Annotated in this window: 15 protein-coding genes; 13 read left to right on the forward strand and 2 right to left on the reverse strand. The window is 63.2% G+C overall.

What is annotated here, in order from left to right; genetic code table 11:
* Window position 1 precedes the first annotated feature (1 nt).
* The 3 genes from FHD68_RS03620 (at window position 2) to FHD68_RS03630 (ending at window position 1,343) form a co-directional block, all read left to right on the forward strand.
* Window positions 2–304 carry a hypothetical protein gene (locus FHD68_RS03620; RefSeq protein WP_139085250.1) on the forward strand — a complete coding sequence of 101 codons (303 nt, stop codon included), beginning with the start codon at window positions 2–4 and terminating at the stop codon, window positions 302–304.
* A gap of 2 nt (window positions 305–306) precedes the next feature.
* Window positions 307–744: a hypothetical protein gene (locus tag FHD68_RS03625; RefSeq protein WP_139085253.1), complete on the forward strand. Its 438-nt coding sequence runs from the start codon at window positions 307–309 to the stop codon at window positions 742–744.
* Between the two features lie 98 nt (window positions 745–842).
* Window positions 843–1,343 carry a hypothetical protein gene (locus FHD68_RS03630; RefSeq protein ID WP_139085255.1) on the forward strand — a complete coding sequence of 167 codons (501 nt, stop codon included), beginning with the start codon at window positions 843–845 and terminating at the stop codon, window positions 1,341–1,343.
* Between the two features lie 277 nt (window positions 1,344–1,620).
* Here the strand turns inward: FHD68_RS03630 and FHD68_RS03635 are convergent, their stop codons facing one another.
* The gene (locus FHD68_RS03635; protein ID WP_139085258.1) at window positions 1,621–2,103 is read right to left on the reverse strand and encodes a YbjQ family protein; all 483 of its coding nucleotides are present in this window, start codon (window positions 2,101–2,103) and stop codon (window positions 1,621–1,623) included.
* A gap of 148 nt (window positions 2,104–2,251) precedes the next feature.
* Here FHD68_RS03635 and FHD68_RS03640 point away from each other — a divergent pair, with 148 nt between their 5' ends.
* The 10 genes from FHD68_RS03640 to FHD68_RS03680 all read left to right on the forward strand — a co-directional run bounded on the left by FHD68_RS03640 (window position 2,252) and on the right by FHD68_RS03680 (window position 16,097).
* Window positions 2,252–6,964, forward strand: coding sequence for a tape measure protein (locus FHD68_RS03640; protein WP_139085261.1), 4,713 nt, complete (start codon window positions 2,252–2,254; stop codon window positions 6,962–6,964).
* Complete coding sequence (locus tag FHD68_RS03645; RefSeq protein WP_139085264.1) at window positions 6,961–7,854, forward strand: hypothetical protein; 894 nt, start codon at window positions 6,961–6,963, stop codon at window positions 7,852–7,854. Before FHD68_RS03640 ends, FHD68_RS03645 begins: the two co-directional genes overlap by 4 nt.
* A 48-nt stretch (window positions 7,855–7,902) precedes the next feature.
* Window positions 7,903–8,604, forward strand: coding sequence for a gp53-like domain-containing protein (locus FHD68_RS03650; protein ID WP_139085267.1), 702 nt, complete (start codon window positions 7,903–7,905; stop codon window positions 8,602–8,604).
* Window positions 8,605–8,615: 11 nt separating this feature from the next.
* Window positions 8,616–8,930, forward strand: coding sequence for a hypothetical protein (locus FHD68_RS03655; RefSeq protein WP_139085270.1), 315 nt, complete (start codon window positions 8,616–8,618; stop codon window positions 8,928–8,930).
* Window positions 8,927–9,304: a DUF4376 domain-containing protein gene (locus FHD68_RS03660; protein ID WP_139085273.1), complete on the forward strand. Its 378-nt coding sequence runs from the start codon at window positions 8,927–8,929 to the stop codon at window positions 9,302–9,304. The genes FHD68_RS03655 and FHD68_RS03660 overlap by 4 nt, the downstream gene beginning before the upstream one ends.
* Before the next feature lie 61 nt (window positions 9,305–9,365).
* The gene (locus FHD68_RS03665) at window positions 9,366–11,960 is read left to right on the forward strand and encodes a fibronectin type III domain-containing protein (protein ID WP_139085274.1); all 2,595 of its coding nucleotides are present in this window, start codon (window positions 9,366–9,368) and stop codon (window positions 11,958–11,960) included.
* 18 nt (window positions 11,961–11,978) lie between these two features.
* Window positions 11,979–15,119, forward strand: a complete 3,141-nt coding sequence (locus FHD68_RS03670) for a LamG domain-containing protein (protein ID WP_139085276.1) — start codon at window positions 11,979–11,981, stop codon at window positions 15,117–15,119.
* 143 nt (window positions 15,120–15,262) lie between these two features.
* Window positions 15,263–15,538, forward strand: coding sequence for a hypothetical protein (locus FHD68_RS03675; RefSeq protein WP_139085278.1), 276 nt, complete (start codon window positions 15,263–15,265; stop codon window positions 15,536–15,538).
* Window positions 15,538–15,714, forward strand: a complete 177-nt coding sequence (locus FHD68_RS18905) for a hypothetical protein (protein ID WP_167550361.1) — start codon at window positions 15,538–15,540, stop codon at window positions 15,712–15,714. The genes FHD68_RS03675 and FHD68_RS18905 overlap by 1 nt, the downstream gene beginning before the upstream one ends.
* Complete coding sequence (locus FHD68_RS03680) at window positions 15,705–16,097, forward strand: hypothetical protein (protein WP_139085280.1); 393 nt, start codon at window positions 15,705–15,707, stop codon at window positions 16,095–16,097. Before FHD68_RS18905 ends, FHD68_RS03680 begins: the two co-directional genes overlap by 10 nt.
* Before the next feature lie 51 nt (window positions 16,098–16,148).
* Here the strand turns inward: FHD68_RS03680 and FHD68_RS03685 are convergent, their stop codons facing one another.
* On the reverse strand, window positions 16,149–17,264 hold the full coding sequence (locus FHD68_RS03685) for a hypothetical protein (RefSeq protein ID WP_208863738.1): 1,116 nt from the start codon (window positions 17,262–17,264) through the stop codon (window positions 16,149–16,151).
* Window positions 17,265–17,768 lie beyond the last annotated feature (504 nt).

Consider the following 17,768-nt stretch of genomic DNA (forward strand, 5'->3'; position numbering starts at 1 on the left):
CATGGCGAGCATCACCAACAACACCCGTGAGGCGGTGATCCTGCCGACCGGACACACCGTGGCCCGGCTGGGCCGCCTTGAGACCACGAACGCGGTCCTGCGCAGTGCCGACAATCTCCGCACCATCACCACCATGGTCGCGGCCAGGATGATCGACATCGAGTACGACCCCGACCCGATCGAGGAAGCCGCCGAGGCCACCGCGTCGGTGATCGATGCGCCGGACCGCAAGCCGTCTCCGCAGATCCCGCTCTCCCCCACCGAACGGGCCGCCGCGCCTGCTGAAACCAAGAAGGACGCCTGATCATGGCACTCATCACCTATATCGGCGCTCTGATCGCCGTATCCGCGGGCGTTCCCGCAACCGTCGACGCAGCAGGCTTCGTCGGCAGGAACTTCACCACGGTCGGCAAGATCACCGAGTGGGGCGAGACGGGCGACCAGTCCGAGGACGTGACCGAGACCACCCTGGCCGGGCGGACCTATCACGCCAACGGCGCCCTGGACGGCGGATCGATCCCCTTCACCTTCCTGATCGACGGCCCCGATGCCGGGCAGACGATCCTGAAAACCGCCAACAACACCAACGACGAGGTCTCGGTCCGGATCACCGATCCCGATGGCCAGATCATCTACTACCACGGCAAGGTCGCCAACCTGCGCGACCGCGCCCGCAATGCGTCGACCATCAAGGGTCTGAGCGGCGAGTTCCGCGTCAACTCCGGGACGGTCCGCGTCGGCTGATCCGGTCGGCCTCGGCTGATCGGTAAGGGCTGGCGATTTTCGGGTGTGTGGATCGCCAGCCCACCACCATCCAACACACCCCATGCAAAGGACGCACCATGGATATTCTGAAGCAATACGACGCGCGCGGCGCGGCCGAGACCGCACGTCCGCTGGAGCTGCGCGATCAAGCTACGGGCGAAGTCATCGAGAACAGCGGCAAGCCCTGCATCGTCATGGTCAAGGGCGCATCCAGCCGCGCCGTGCAGGCCGAGCTGCGCCGCGACGAGATGGAACGGGCAAAGAAGGCCAAGGTCGCCGCCAAGACCGGCACGCAGGTTGACACGAACACTGCACAGGACATGCACGAGGCGACCGTGAAGGCCGCGCTGCGCCTGATCGTGGGCTTCGGCAACATGCAGACCACCGGCGAGGACGGCAAGGCACGCGACCTGACCGTCGAGGATGCGCCGGCGCTGCTTGACCTGAACTTCATCAGCATGGCGCACCTGATGCGCGAGAAGGACGCCGAGCACTGGACCAAGCCGAGCTTTGCCCAGCAAGTCCTGGACTTCGCCCAGGATGACGCGGATTTTTTGGCGGCGTCCACGAAGCGCTAGTCCTCTACGCCAGACAGCTGGCATTCCTGCACGGGACGCCGAAGAGCTGGAAGGAGACCAGGCTGCAGTACGCCCGCAAGAAGGGCCGTGACGTCGACATGCCCCCCGTCGCCGCGGGGGCATACCTGATCGATGCCATGTTCCGGCTCGGCCCGGTCCGAGCGGACGTCAACGGCACCCGAGGCGTGGACTGGACCGAGCTGGACGCCTTCGCGCGCTTGACACGGGCGATCAGCGAACCGTGGGAGGCGGAGGCACTGCACGCGATGTGCGATGCCTATGCTTTGGAGGCCGACGAGGGCGCGGATACGCTACGAGAGCCACCATTTCCTGGGTCTTGGTGGGTCTGAACTCGCACTGCCGTGCCTGATGCAACTAACATTACCATACTGCCAGAAGCTGATAGTTCGACGTAGTCTAAGTCCACACCTACGACTGCATTTGCACCAACCAAATAAGCTTCGCGCCTTAGTTCCGATAAAGCCGTCTTGCGTGCGTCGCGCATTGTGTTTTGAACAGCTCTGGACCTACCGCCGAAAATGTCGCGAGCACTGGCAAACAGATCTTTAAATATGTTCATGCCAAAAGCACACTCAGCCGTCACGATGTCGATCCGCTCAATGATGATAAGGTCTGACGCTACTTCTGTAGTTAAAATGACCGCATCTATCTTCTCTTGATCACTGCTTGCAGTTTCATACTGAAGAATCTCTGCAGCGCGATCGGCTCCGTGCTCCTGTGTGAGCAGGTGCAAGCGCATGAATCGCTGGTTGCATGATTTACACCGCCATTGATTTGCTGGAAGAAACCGACCTCTCGTCCGCAGTCTGCGCATTCCCTCATCGTCAATCCTCCACTTGCCCTGCGCCATCCTGCGGGGCTTTTGCACATGGGCCAAGGATAAACAAATGACCGCAGGTCCGACGCTCCAACTCATCGTCGACACCACCCGCATGGCGCCTGGCGAAAAGGCTCTCGACAGCCTTGCTCGCAAAGGTGAGCAGACCGAGCAGAAGATCATTGCCAGCATGTCCGATATCGAGCGAGCAATGGCGAAGTCTGGGGTCGCGACGGGTCGTCTTGGCGCGGGCATGGGCCAGCTCGACAAGGCCATGATCCAAGCAACGGGCGACCTCCGCCCCCTGACCAGGGAGCTTGATCAGACGGGGCGCGCCGCGGAGAAGGCGGGCGGCGCATTCGCGGGCATGGCCGGGAAGATCCGCCTGATGCTGGGAGGCCTCGGCGCGGCCTTGGGCGTCCACCAGCTGGTCAATTACGCGGATACCTGGTCCGACATCTCTGCGCGTGTCGGCCTAGCTGTGGGTGACATGGACAACGCGGCCCCGACGATGTCCCGTCTGTCCGACATGGCGCGGCAGACCTATTCGTCGCTGAACCTGACGGCCGAGGGCTTCATCGCCAACAGCGTCAGCCTGCGCGAGCTGGGCCTGAACACTCAGCAGCAGCTGGATTATACCGAAGCGCTCAACAATGCCCTGGTCGTGTCCGGTGCTCGCGGTGAGCGCGCCGAAAGCGTGAACCGTGCGCTGGCCGCATCGATGGCGATGGGCAAGATGCAGGGCGACCAGCTGAACACCGTGCTGACGTCCGGCGGTCGCGTCGCACAGGTCCTGGCCGCTGAACTGGGCACGACCACGAACGGCCTGCGGCAGATGGCAACCGACGGCAAGATCACCTCCGACGTGATCTACAATGCCCTCGTCGGGTCGATGGGCGCGCTTCGTGATGAGGCCGCATCCATGCCTGCCACGATGGGCGACGCCTTCACTCTGATGGGCAACTCCATCCTGACGCTCGTCGGGTCGTTCGATCAGGTGACGGGGGCAAGTGCCGCCATGGCCACGGGCATCATCAAGGTGTCGGACGGCATAAAGTATCTTGCCGCGAACTCGAACATTGTCATCGGCGCGCTTTCCGGAATCACCGCAGCACTCGTCGCGTCGTTCATTCCTGCGGCATATGGGGCTGTCACAGCACTCGCTGCACAGACAGGCGCGTTCATCCTGCTGAATGGTGGGATCTGGGGCTCCGTGGCCGCTCTGATCGCTATGCGCGGCGCGCTGATCGCCTCGGGCATCGGGGCCATAGCCGTGATCGTCGGTCTTGGCGTGAAGGCGGTTCTGGACCTCTCAGACGAGCTTGGCGGCCTCAATGGTGTCTGGAAGCTCATGGGGATGGTAGCCACGGACGTGTGGCAGCGCATCAGCGCTGGCGGATCCTGGCTCGTCGGTAGCTTGCAGGGGTTCTTCGGGACCATTCGCGCCAATTGGAACGTCATGCTTTCGGGCATGCTGACCGATTGGGGACAGGCCATGACCAAGATCGCACAGGATCTGTCGTCGCGGAATGTCGCGAAGCTCCCTTGGGCGACCGACCTCATCGAAGGTATGAACGAAGCCGGTTTTGCAATCCAGGCGACTGCTGGGCAGATGGCAATCGATGCCTCCAGCGCCTTGGATACCATCGCGGAAGGAGCCGTTTCTACCGCGGCCGCCTTCGACCGGATGATGACGCCCACGCCCATCGCGAACATGAAGCTCGCGATCCAGGGCCTCATCCCAACTGTCAAAGAGGCTGAGGCAACTGTCGAAGACGCAGTCATTCCGACCCTCAACCTCGGAGGTGCAGCCACCGGAGCTGGCAAAGCCGCATCGGGTGCGGCCAAGGGCGTGAACGAACTGTCCCAAGCCGCTGATCGTTGGCGCCAGAAGTTGCAGGGCGCCCTCGGCCCCATGGCCAGCTACAACCGCGACATGACCGAGCTGGCGTCCCTGCATAAGGCGGGTGCGCTGAACGCGGCCGACTATGCCAAGGCGCAGGCGTTGGTCACGGGTGAGCTGGCTGACGGACTGCCCATGGTCGGTGACGTCTCCAAGGCGTTCGGCGACTTCATCGCGGGCGGCCTGCGCGATGCCAAGGGCGCGTTCGACAGCATCCTAGGCAGCTTCAAGAACATGCTCTCCCAGATGATCGCCATGGCTGCCAGGAACCGCATCATGCTGTCCATGGGCTTCAGCGGGGGTGCTATCGGTGCAGCCGGAAGTGCCATGGCAGGCATGCCGGGCGCGGCCGGGGCGCCCGTGGGCGGTCTGACCGGCGTCGGTGGCGTTCTGGGCGGCATCGCGTCGCTCGGCACGGCGGCCATGTCCGCCTTCACGGGTGGCCTGCAGGCGGCCATGGGCGGCATCAGGTCGATCACCCAGTACACGAGCTTGATGATGGGTGGCGCGACGACGAGCCTTGCCGGTCTCGCCTCGGCAGCCGGGGCCATTGCCGTTCCCCTGCTGGCGGTCGCCGCGGTGTTCTCTTTCTTCAGGAAAAAAACAAAAGAGTTGGACGCCGGTCTGCGCATCACCGTCGACGGCCTGAACACCGCGGTCGACACTTTCCGCAAGACCGAGACGCGCCGGTTCTGGGGCCTGTCGAAGAAGACCCGCACCAGCTACGACCGCGCCGATCAGGAGACCCAGGACGCGCTTTCCAGCATCGTGGGCAGCATCCAGACCGGTGTCATGGATGCCGCCGCGGCGCTCGGCTTCGGTGCAGAGACCTTCGCGGGTTTCGCCCACCAGATGACCATCAGCACCAAGGGCATGAGCAAGGAGGATGCGCAGCGCGCCGTCGAGCAGGCCCTTGCGGGTCTCGGCGATGGGTTCGCCGGCATGATCCCCGGCCTCAATGCCCTCCGCAAAGATGGCGAGAGCACCACGGAGGCGCTGAACCGCCTGTCCACGTCGCTGACCGGGGTCAACGGCATCATGGACACCCTGGGGCACCGCTTCCACGCCGTGGGCCTTGCCGGTGCCGATGCGGCGTCGAAGATCGCCGAGGCGTTCGGCGGCCTGGATGCGATGGTGAGTGCCACGCAGCAGTACTACCAGGCGTTCTACACCGATGCCGAACGACTGGCCGTCACCACCCGCCAGACCTCGGCCGCGCTGGCGGAGCTCGGCATCGCCATGCCGCAGACCCGCCAGGAGTATCGCCGCATGATCGCGTCCCTGGACCTGACCACCGAGGCGGGCCGCGAGGCCTATGCCGCGCTGATCGGCCTGTCGGGCGCCTTCGACCTGATCCTGCCGCAGATTTCGGGCTTCACCCGGGAGATGACGGCATTGCAGGATCGGGTCGTCGCCTCGATCGGCACCGTCATCGGCGGGCTGTCCGAAGCGATCCGCCTGAACACGTCCGCCGCGGCCGACTGGCGCAAGGCGGGCGACGGCATCCGCGACTACCTGGACAAGCTCCGGGGCACGGCCTCGGCACTGTTCAGCCCTCAGCAGGCGCGCGCCTACAACCAGGCGCTCTATCAGCGTACCTTGAGGCAGGCGAACAGCGGCGATGTGGAGGCGGCGGGCCGTCTGCCAGGCGTGGCCGACAGCTACCTGTCCAGCGTCAACGACATGGCACGGTCCAGGACCGAGTCCGCGCTGGCACAGGCCCGCGTGGCCGTGGCGCTGAGCAAGGTCGCGGTCAGGACCGACACCACCGCGACTGCACTGGAACGGGTCGCGGCGCTGCAGCAGCGGCAGGTCGACATCCTGACCGGCGTGCAGAACCACCTGGCGGCAGGCAACACCCTGACGCAGGCGGGGATCACGCGCCTACTGGGTCAGCTGGGCAGCCTGGACGATCGCATCGCGCTGCGGGCCGGCGATGCCCGCACCATCGTCGCGGGCGTCAGCGGGGCCTTGGGCAATGCCAACGTCACGGCATCGCTCACGGGCGCGGACGGACTCCGCACCAGCATGGGCACGCTGCGCACGTCGCTGGTGGATCTGCGTCAGGCCATCGCGGCCGAGACGGCGCGGAGCGAACGGCAGCGGAAGGTCGCGGCCCTGAACACCTATGTCGGTGGCCTCACGGCCAATGCCGCGGGCAACCACTTCGTGGACGATGCCGATCTCACGGCGATGTCGCGGGCCGCGGGGATCAACACGGCCGGGCTCAACACCAGCCAGGTCCGAAATCGGCTGGCGGCCTTCGACGGCGGCGACCTGCTGCGGGGGACGGTCTACGATCCCACGGGCAACCTGGAGCGCAACTACCTGGAGAAGGAGCGCCTGAAGCAGGAGGTCAGCGGCATCTACGGCACCATCCGGCAGATGATGACCCAGTATGGGGTGACCACGGCCAACCCGTTCGTGCTGAACGACAAGGGCGTGCGGTCCAACCCGCACACCGGGCACTTCTTCATCAACGGGCGGCACATCACCGACCACAACCACCCGTTCTGGAACACCCTCTGGGGTTCGGGCGGGCTGTGGGCGCGGTTCACGTCCGCCGAGACGGCGCTGCGCAACACGCCGGGCTTCGCGACGGGCGGCACCCACCTCGGGGGCCTCCGCATCGTGGGCGAGAACGGTCCGGAACTGGAAGCCACCGGTCCGAGCCGCATCTTCAGCCACCGCCAGAGCCGCGCCATGCTGGATAACAGCGAGGTGGTGCGGGAGCTACGCGCGGTCCGCGCCGAGCTCGCGGAGATGAAGGCGCACGCCCGTGGCACGGCCGAGAGCACGAAGGACACGTTCAAGACGCTGCGGGAGATCAATTCCGTCGGCGTCGGGATCGACCCTGACCGGAACAAGGTAATCACGTGAAGATCATCGAGCCGTACGACGTCACCCCCGCAATGATGCTGACCAGCAATGTCCCGGAGACCGACCATGCCGCGTGGGCCGCCGGGACGAGCTACGGGAACGGCGCGCGGGTGATCCGGCAGAACGCCATCTGGGAAAGCCTCCAGGCGGCCAATGTCGGGCATGATCCTCTCACGGACGTGGTGTCGGAGTGGTGGTTCCGGATCGGGGCCACCAACCGCTGGCGCGCCTTCGACAACCGGCTTGGCGGGGTCACCCGCCAGCCCGGCAACATCACCTACACGATCCGCCCGCCGCGGACCCTCAACAGCATCGCGTTCTTCGGGCTCGATGCGCAGAGCGTCCGGATCAGGGTCACCACCCCGGGCGCCGTGCTGATCTACGACCAGACCTTCCAGCTCGCCTCGCGCGACCAGGTGGGGACGTTCTGGGAGTACATCTACACGCCCTTCACGGTGCGCTCGGACCTGATCCTGACAGGTCTGTCGCTGCCGTCCGGGTCCTCGATCGAGATCACCGTGGCCTCGACCGGCTCGGCCGAGGTCGGCGAGATCATGATCGGCAACCAGATCGACATCGGCATCACGCTGATGGGATCGAGCTTGGGCATCGTGGACTATTCCCGGAAGGACCGGGACGAGTTCGGGGGCGTGTTCATCGTCCCCCGGCCTGTCAGCGAGACCGTCCGGTTCCGCTTTTCGGTGCCCTCCGGCGGGGAGGCCCGCGTGCAGCAGATCATCAGGCGGATCACGTCCAAGATCTGCGTCTTCTACGCCATCGAGGGCGAGGACCGGTTCGGGATGACCATCGCGGGCATCCTGCGCGACTACGACCTGACGATCGGCGCGGGCAAGTCCTTCGGGACCATCGACGCAGAAAGCCTCGTTTAACAGCTTTATCCATCATCTCAGGAGCGCCCGTCACCCGGGTGATTTCGCATGGCAATTACCCCACCGCCCACGCCGCCGAACACCGGCAACCCTGCGCAGCTGGAAGAGCGGGCTGACGCGTTCTTCGGCTGGTTTCCGACATTTGTCGCGGACTACAACGGCCACCTGCCCCTGCTGCGCGGGAAGACCTATGCCACCCGCGGCGGCACGGCGAACACGATCACGCTGAACGCCGGGGGCGTGGCACTTACGACGGGCATGCAGGTCCGGTGGCGGGCCGCGGCGGCGAACACCGGCCCGGTCACGATCAACGTCGACGGGCAGGGCGCGATCGAGGCGCGGACCATCACCAACGTCGCACTGCCCGCCGGCTACATCCGCACCGATGCCGACACGGTCGCGACCTATGACGGGACGCGATGGATCGTGGACCGCCAGATCGAGAGCGGGATCAACGCCAACGGGGCATTCCAGCGCACTGCGGACGGCACGCTGCTGTGCTGGGGCTTCGTGACAAGCAGCTCAACCGCCGAAACTGCGGCGACCTTCCCGGCGGCCTTCGTGGCGTCAAACGCTGCCAGCGAGATCATGGTGTCATTGGGGGTCAACTCCAGCAGCGAGACCTTTGCGATCACCGCGCGTTTCACCGGCATGACCACCACCGGCATGAGCGTGTCCGCGTTCCGCGCCCTGACCGAGGCTCGCATCTCCGTGCGCGTCACCTTCATCGCAGTCGGCCGCTGGTACTGAGGATCACCCCCATGAAGATCACGTTCACCCCGCAACTGCGGGCAGATGCCCTGTCTCTGTCCCTCGATGGCGACATGCTGACCGTCAACGGTGCCGCTTACGACTTCGGCCCGCTGGCCGAGGGCGGCACGCTGCCCCGCGAGGCTGTCGGCTGCCCGTTCCTAGCCTCGGACGTCACCCGTGAGGGCGGTCATATCACCCTGACGCTGATCCTGCCCCACGGCAGCGACGCGCCGGAGGAGGCCCGGTTTCCCCAGCCCATCACCGTCACCCAGACCGGGCCGATCCCGCTGCCCGTGACCTATGCCGAGGAGGCGCCCGAATGATCGACTGGAGCCAGGTCGTCACCGCCGAGCAGCAGCAGGGGACGGATCGCCAGGCGCTGCGCGATCTGATCGCGTTCCGCCGCCATGAGGCGATGTGCGCCGGGATCAGCATCGCGGGGATGTCGGTCGCAACCGACGACGTCAGCCAGACCCGTTTCGCCGGGGCCGCCGTCAGCGCCATGCTGGATCCCGGCTATGCCGTCCGATGGAAGACCGGCGACGGATCGTTCCGGCTGCTGTCCGGTGCCGAGATCATCGCGATTGCCTCCGCCGTCCGGGCGCATGTGCAGGCGTGCTACGACCGCGAGGCCGACCTGCTGGCAGCACTGGACGCGGGCGAAGCCGTCGATCCGGACACAGGCTGGCCCGGCTAGAGCAGCCCGCCCGACCATCGCGACTACCACCCTGCGAGGGGCACAATCACCGAGAGGGGCCATGGCCAACATCATCAAGACCTTCGTCGGGGGGGCCGGTGCGCGGCCCGTCACGGAAATCGTCCTGACCGCCACCAACGACCTGACCTATGAGCAGGGAGCGGGTCACGTGCTGATCCTGCGCAACCCGACCGCGGCATCGATCGACTGCGTGCTGCGCGGCGCTGACAGCACGACCGTCAATTTCCCCGGCGCACCGTTCATCTCCGTCGCCGGCGGCTACTCCACCCCCGTCCCGGCCGGTGCCGTCCGCGCCATACCGCTCGATACCGTGGCCGCCTATCTCAAGGGCCCTGTGGCCGTCACCGGTGTTGGCTTGGTCGCGGTGCTGATGCGCGCGGTGAACGGGCGTGGCGCCAGGTCCATTTTCAACGATCCCCCGGCGGCCGTGCCGGGCGAGGTCGTGGTACCGACTGCGCCAGCAGCCTTCGCGACCGGCGATTGGTCGGTGGCGACCGGCCCGGCCCCTAACCGGGTGGTGATCACCGTCAACAACCTGCCGAACGACGGTGGGTCCCCCATCACCGCTCTGCAGTACAGCAACGGCGGCACCTGGACGAACCTGAGCGGCACGGGTGTTGGCCAGTACGTACTCGACATGCCTGCGGCGGGTACCGAATACCCGATCCGGATCCGAACCCGGAACGCCATCGGGATCAGCGGGCCCGGCGTGACCAAGACAGCAACCAGCGGGGCGGCTGACACCTCAGCACAGCGCGTTATTCTGGTAACTGACTACGCCGGCGATTGCGATGACGCTCCCGCCGTACTGATGGCTTGTGACGCTCACGAGCGAGGCGACATCAGCCTGCTAGGTATCGTCGCCTCATCGACGGTGGCGACATCAGCCCCTGGCGTCTATGGGCAGCTGGCTGCGTACAACATGACCAGCATCCCGGTCTATGCGTACCAAGGCGCCATCGGAACGTACAACAACCGGATCAGCGCCCCCGTTCGGGATCGGTTCGGTATGGCGGGACAGACCCGCACAGCATTCCCGGATGACGTGACTGGACTGCGCACCATGCTGGCGGCAGCGCCGAACGCTTCGGTGAAGATCATCGACGTGGGCGCACCCATTTCCACCTCGCGACTGCTGGACAGCCCTGCAGATGCCATCTCGCCCATGACGGGGCGTGAACTGGTCGCGGCCAAGGTCGTCGGCCTGTGGATGATGGCGGGCGAGTTCACCAGCACCCGCGTCGAGTACAACGCGGATCGCGATGTGGCATCGACCCAAAACGTCTATCAGACGTGGCCAACGCCTATCTATGCTCACGGCGCTGAAGTCGGCGGAACGGTTCTTACTGCGCCGATGGCAGATGCAGACCCGTTGATCGACCCGGTTAAGGTGGCATTCGACGCCTTTGATGCCGCCTCGCCCTCATCTCTGCAGATGTATCTTGGCCGCAGGGCGCGGTGGTCGTGGGACCCTATCTGCGTCCATCATGCAATCTACGGCAACCAGAACCTGTACAATCTGGCGGGCGCGAACGGAACTATCACGGTTTCTGGAACCGGGGTCACTAGCTGGTCGGCTACGCCAGCGGGAAACAAGTCGTATGTTGGCAAGGTGGCATCAGACGCGACCATCGCCGCGGCAATACAGTCGATCATCGACAACACCACCGTCATGCAGAACCTTGACGCCAGCGTTCCGGCGCAAGTGGCTCAGCCTTCGGTCAATGGTACCACGTCCACCCGCGCAATCTCATGGACAGCCCCCGCCAATGGCGGCAGCCCGATCCTTTCCTACACCATTCGCCGCAATGGCGTGACTGCCGGGACTGTGGCGGGGAACATCCTGTCTTTCACCATCGAGAACATCCCGGATGGCACTCATACAGTCACGGTTTCGGCAACGAACCAGCGGGGCGAGGGCCAGCAGTCTACGGCGCGGGAGTTCACCGTTGAACCGGCTGGAGCAGTGACGCCGACTAATGTCGCGTGGCCGCTTCAAGAGGGGTCTGGCGTTGCTATCAGCAGGACCGGAACCCAAGCCGACATAGTTGGCCCTGTGTGGGAAGCCTCGCCGGCGCGGATTACATTCAACGGAACGTCTCACTACGCATTCTCCCCGCCGCCTGCCGTGGCAGACCGGGGGACCGATTACGTCCTTTCGGCTCTGGTCAGGCTTACAAACGTGACGGGAACGCGGTGCATCCTATCGAGAAACGGGAACGTTTCGGCCACAACTCGCGTGTTCCAGTTCCGGTCGAATGGTGGTGCGCTGGAGTTTGTCTCGTCAACCGACGCGGGCGCATCCGTGGTCGTTTCGGCGCCCGCAGGAACGGTTCCCATCAATACCTGGGTGCTGGTTTCGGCCTATGTCACCCTTACGGGCGTAGAGATGCGGGTGAATGGCGATGACGTAGCGACCGGCGCATTTCCGGCTGAAAACCGATCCTCGGTAATTGATAACGTCCGCTACGAATGGGGCTGCCGCGTCAATTCCTCGAACGGAAGTCGCACAGACTTCATGGCCGGATCAATGGCGGCAGTTGCCATCGTCAACTCAGCAACTGCTCAGACGCTGCCGGCTGTTGAAGCCGAACTTCGCGCCATTGCCACGGCCAAGGGCATCACCCTCCCATAAGTTCAGAAAGGACATTTCATGCCCACCGCTAAAATCGCGGCGCGCCTCGGCACGATCAGTGGCGAGAGCGCCCGCCCTTTCATCAACGCCTTCAAGCAGGCCTGGCAGTGGCAAGGCGGCCAGTCGTGGAGCGCCCTTGTCTCGGCAGGGCACGTCACGGTAGGCGGCCAGCTTCGGTCGATCCCTTCCGGCTCAAACGGCTACAGCACGCGCGTGTTCCACAACATGCCTGCGCAGGCGGGCGGCTCTGGCCGCTGGCGGCTGCGGTGGGAAGGCTCAGCTGAATGGACCGTGAACGGCGGCCGAAACGTCACCCGCGCGCCGAACGAGATCCAGTTCGACTTCACTGCAAACGGTTCGTCCTGGATCGATCTTTCGGTCCGCAGCATCGACCCGGCCGGCGGGTTGGTACGCAACATCTCTCTGGTTCATCAGGATGACTGGGCAGACGCCGCCCGGGGCCGCATCTTCCGGCGACAGTACCTGACCGAGGTCGCGCCTTATCATGCCCTGCGGTTCGATGAATGGCTGGGCATCCTTACAGCCGAGCATCAGGGCGGCCTGAGCATCACGTCGTGGGAAAGCCGCCCGCTGCCCACAGACGAGATGTTCTACCGCTTCGTGCCCTACGAGTGGATGGCGGCGCTCTGCCGTGAGGTCGATGCCGACATGTGGCTGTGCCTGCCGACCGCGGCGACCGACGATCACATGCACCAGTGCGCAGCCCTGATCCGCGACCTGATGCCCGCGCCGCGGCAGGTCTATGTCGAGTACAGCACCAAGACCTGGGACTTCTCCGGCACCCCACAGGCGCACTACTGCGCCGCCCGGGGCCGCGAGGCCTTCGGCACCAGCACCGGGTCCGAGTTCCGGAACTGGTACGGCATGTGGTCGGTACAGATGGCGCAGATCTGGCGGCGTGTCTGGGGCGGGGACGAGCGGCTGCACACCGTCGTCCAGCACCAGGCGGACTGGGTCGGCGGCGAGGCCGACATCCTGCTGGCGCCGCTGTGGCGGGACCGCAGCGGGACGCGAGGTCTTCCGGTCTACGTCGCGCCGCACTCGGTGATCGACATGCTGACCGTGCACGCGCAGATCGACGGCGGCATGGCCTATGGCGGCCGGGCCTCGCAGCTGGAGGGCTGGCGTACCTCCCTGTCACAGGGCGCGGCCTTCGACCGGATCCGTGACCAGCTGCTGACAGGCAACGCATGGGGCGCAGACCGCACGGTGCGTAGCATGGTGCCCAAGTGGCGGCACTACCGCACCGAGGCGTCGAAGTACGGCATGGAGCTGGGCGCCTACGAGGTCGGCAACCACATGAACGGTGTCGGCGGCAGCACCGCCTTGCGTGCCTTCATCCACGCCTTCTCAGTCAGCCCGCAGATGGGCGAGGTCTATGCCGCGACCTTCGCCGCTCTCGATGCCGCAGGCTTCGACGGGCCGCTGGCCATGTCGGTCGAATGCCGGATGCCCGACCAGAACATTATGCACGGCCTGCAGCGCTGGTTGGGCGACCGCAACCCGGCCTGGGCCGCGGTGCGGGCGCTGATCGAGGATGCGCCCGTCACGGTGCCTGAGCCGACGCCTGTGCCGGATAGGGAACCCATCCCCACGCCCGCGCCTGTTCCAGAGCCAATCCCCACTCCGGTCCCCGTGCCGATTGATCCAACCCCCGAGGAACCCGATATGAGTGCCCGCCAAAAGCTGACTGAACTCTTGAGCGTCCTTCAATCCACCACCGCAGACCTGCAAACCTATCTTGCCGCCGATCCTGTTGGGACGCCGCCCGATGTCGTTCCGCCGGTGGTCCTTCCGGTCTCGCCGCCCGTCGCCGCACCGGCAGGGCCGATCTGGGACCAGTACAAGCAACCGGTTCTCAGCATTCCGGCGGAGATAACCGTGCCTGCCGGTTCGGCTGACATCTACATTCCCGTGTCCGTTGATCAGTGCGACCGCAATTCTTTCATGGCGTACGTTGATCGTCTGGTGAACCTCACGGGCGGCAGCATCAACGTCGGGTCTGCGGACTCGCAACGCGCGAAGTTTGCCGGCATGGACGTGGTGTATCACTGGTCCCCCGGTGACGATGTCCTGCACTGGATCAAGATCACGCCTCGCGACCGCCACGCCGACGGTCAGGCGTTCCAGGTCAGCATCCGGGTCAAGGGCCTCGGGGATAAGCAGAAGGGCCGTACCGTCAAGGTTCGCTTCTCTGCGGCAGTTCCCACGCAGGTCATCACGCAGCCGTTCCACCGCCCTCTGCGCCGCCTGGACCTTTCCCGCGCGACACGCAAGAACACGTTCGACCCTGCCACGCTGACGCACAACCCGACAGGCGATGGCGGCGACTGGATGTCTGCCCTGAGCCACGGGCGGTCGCAGGACGGCAACCAGGAGACGGGGCTCTATGCCGATGCTTCGATCGCAGGGGCAGACAATCCCATCAGCTACGATGCTGCCGAGAAGGCGATCCGGCTGCATTCTGTTGGATATGCGAGCCGGGTAGAATGGGACAAGCGCAACTGGAGCTATCAAGCTGCTGTGCTTCAAGGCCTGCATCGGGATGATGTCTGCGGGGTCGAGGGGGTCTGGCGCATCGAGGCCAAGATCCCCGTGCGCCGCTACAGCTGGCCAGCGTTCTGGCTCGTCAATCGTTCCAAGGCCTCTGCCGGGTTCTACTACAGCCAGTGGCCCGGCGAGATCGACATCCTGGAGAAGTTCAACCATGCATGGGGCGCGGCTGATACACCCTACACCAGCTCGTTCGCGCAGCATTTCGGTCCGATCAACGAATGGCAGAACAAGAAGGGCGCTTTTGGAAACGACTTCGAGGTCGACCAGTACGGCTCGCCTCGCACACCGCTGGACGAGGTCTACACATCCTGGGCGGTTCATGTGGCATACGATCCGGTGGATACCACTAAGTCAGAGGTCACGTTCTTCGTGAACGACCGCGAGGTGGGCTGCCAGATCCTGCACGCACGACACCAGGATCTGGCCCGCAAGATCGAGTTCTACCCGATCTTCAATGTCGCCGTGAAAACGCCGTCAGGTTACACTCCGGAGCGGTACAATACCGACGACGGGCGCGGCCGAACCGGTGACATGCTGGTGCGGGATGTGGCTTACTACTCGACGGGCGCACAGTTCACCTGATCTGATCTCCATCGTTCCGACCAACTAGCCCGCCACAGCGCGGGCTTTTTCATGCCCGGTCGCCGGGCGTGAACCCCACCCCATTTTACGGAGGCCGTGATGGCTGTTGACACCACCCGCCGTCGCACGGCCGGGCCGATACCATGAATGAGCTGATGACCCTCGTCCGGGAGGTGGGCGGCGGCCTCGCCGGTGTCGTGATCGTCGTCCAGGGCTGGGCCAACTGGATCCAGTACAAGCGCAACGGCGAGTTGCAGGACAAGATGCTGGAGATGGCGCAGGCGATGGTGAAGGAAAGCCGCGACCTGATCACCGACACGAACAAGACCACCGCGGCAAACACCGAAATCATGGGCCGGGCTGTCCGGCTCTTGGAGGATCGCCGGAGCGAAACCCGGCTTCTGGAGGATCGGCGATGATGGGGCGGCTCATTCGACAGCTGACCGGCCACGGGCGCAGGGCCGAAGAGGCCGACACGATCATGCGCGAGCACATGAATGAATCGGCCCCGGAGAAGCGGGCCATCAAGGCGCGGGTGCGGGCAATCGAACGCCTCGTGGAGCAGCTGGAGAAGGACACGCAGACATGGCACTGACAATCGGGCTGATCGCCGTCATCAACGCGCTCGGCTATTTCGCCGTGATCTGGGCATTCCGCGCCAGCTTCCGCGAGCTGAGGTCCGCGACCTGGTGGTTCGCCACAGGCTTCATGATCCTCGCCGGTGCCATCATCCTGCGCGGAGCCTATTGGGACGTGTTCATGCCTCTTCTGAGGCTATGGGCGCCAGATGCGGCAGCTTGGCTTTCCGATCACGTTGGGCGCTATGCCAACATCGTCTTCGGCCTGATGAAGATGGCGTCGTTCTTCTGCGCGCTGAAGTGTCGGCAGATGCTCATCCCACAAGAGGAAAGGCATCACTGGCCGATCTGGAAGGCCTGGTTGCACCCGACCAAGATCCGGCTGCTGCCGTGGCGGTGATTGGAGCAACAAACTCTAATTGTGTGTTTGCAACATGAGGCTAGCTCTGCCTCATGTTTTTAGAAGCGCCGTCATTTCGTTACCGATTATCGAGCATAGCCCATCTAAGTCAGGTGGAATATGCCCTGCCTTTTTATCGTGATACTCGATAAAATTGAAAGCAGCCCTTCGGAAGCGTTTTTCAACCGAGCTTCGAAATGGTAAATAATGCTCTTTAAAGTGGTGTTCGTCATCCACATTCTGAACATATATTACAGACGCTTGAAACCGCATGCTTGAATGGTCATAATCAATAAGGTTTGTTTGGCAAGGTGTATTCAGTCGCTTTCTTTGGAACGCCTCAACCGCTGATCTGACTTCGAACCGAAGTGCGTCAGTCTGTGGGTTGATTGCAATGGCCTGATCTATGCACCCTAGAAGGGTCGCGCCAATCGCGGCAAATCCGCCTCCCGAACTACCAAAACCCACAATTTTTGCTTGTGAGCTTATTTTTCTTATCTGATCAACAACTGGTTGTAGCGTCTGAGGAAGGCTGTTTTCACCACTGTTTCCTAGGTACCAACCAAGGACAATTCTATCTTTTCCCACCGTAAGAGGATCTACTACACAGAATACAGGATGCTTGAAACGTTTTGCCCATGACCAGCGCTGAAATGGAGCTTTTTCTGCTTCAAGCTTCGCGTTTGTTAATGCTCCATTGAAAAATATAATTACTTTAGACCAATCAGTGGCATTGTGAAAATATACTCCGCCGCAAGCGCCCTCTGATGATTGAGTTAGTTCCTCTAACGATTTATATTCTGTAAAGTTATGGGGTTTTCTTGACGTAATACTACGCACCCAGACTGGGCCATCGCCATAATCAAAACCTAGCCTAATTTTTTCATGATGCGGGATTGTTATTGAAAATCCATGATTGTCGTCTTCAACTTCAACATCGAGCCGTTCTTTCAGATGTCTCGACACATCTGCTCGGGGTTGGCGCACTTCCAGCCTGTGAAGTTCCGAACCAGTATCAATCACAAAAGTAGGTTTTGTAGTGGTAGCGTCAAAAGCCCAACCAGAGATTTTCAAATGGTCGCAATCAACAACTTGACCCGCCTTGGGATTATCAATGAAATATTTGAGCCCATCGATAGTATCCAACTCAACACACTTATATTCCATTGATATTACCAACTCCTATACTAACAATTTTCGTTCGGATGAACGGCTTCCGCCGTTTGTACCTCTCTTCTGCGAGGGGAAACATCGCACCTAAACGTCGTCATGCTCGGCATCACCCGCAGGTTGTTTGATGTCCAGAGGCTAAGGGTGAACTGGTTAGAGGTTAAGAAAGAAAATGTCCCGCTGGCAGGCGGGGCGAGAACAGAAGCATAGGTAAATACACTACTGTCTACGGACCCCCAGCGACACCCGTTCCAGTACGTTCCGTCCTAAGTTTTCCTGAGAGACTAGCGGCGGTCCCAGATCGGGCAAGACAGGAACCGCCTGACCGAACGACAACGAATGAGCACGTATCGGCTACGTGCACATTAATCGCCTGCAAATGAAAGCCAAGCCTGCCTGCTCTGACCGGTGGGCTTTTTTATGCCCATTGACGTTGCCCCCTGCGCCTAATCCAGTTTGAGGTAGACTCTGGCCCAACCAAGAGGACCAGAGATGAAGCGC

It is taken from the genome of Paracoccus marcusii, from assembly GCF_006151785.1.
In the GTDB taxonomy this organism is placed as follows: domain Bacteria; phylum Pseudomonadota; class Alphaproteobacteria; order Rhodobacterales; family Rhodobacteraceae; genus Paracoccus; species Paracoccus marcusii.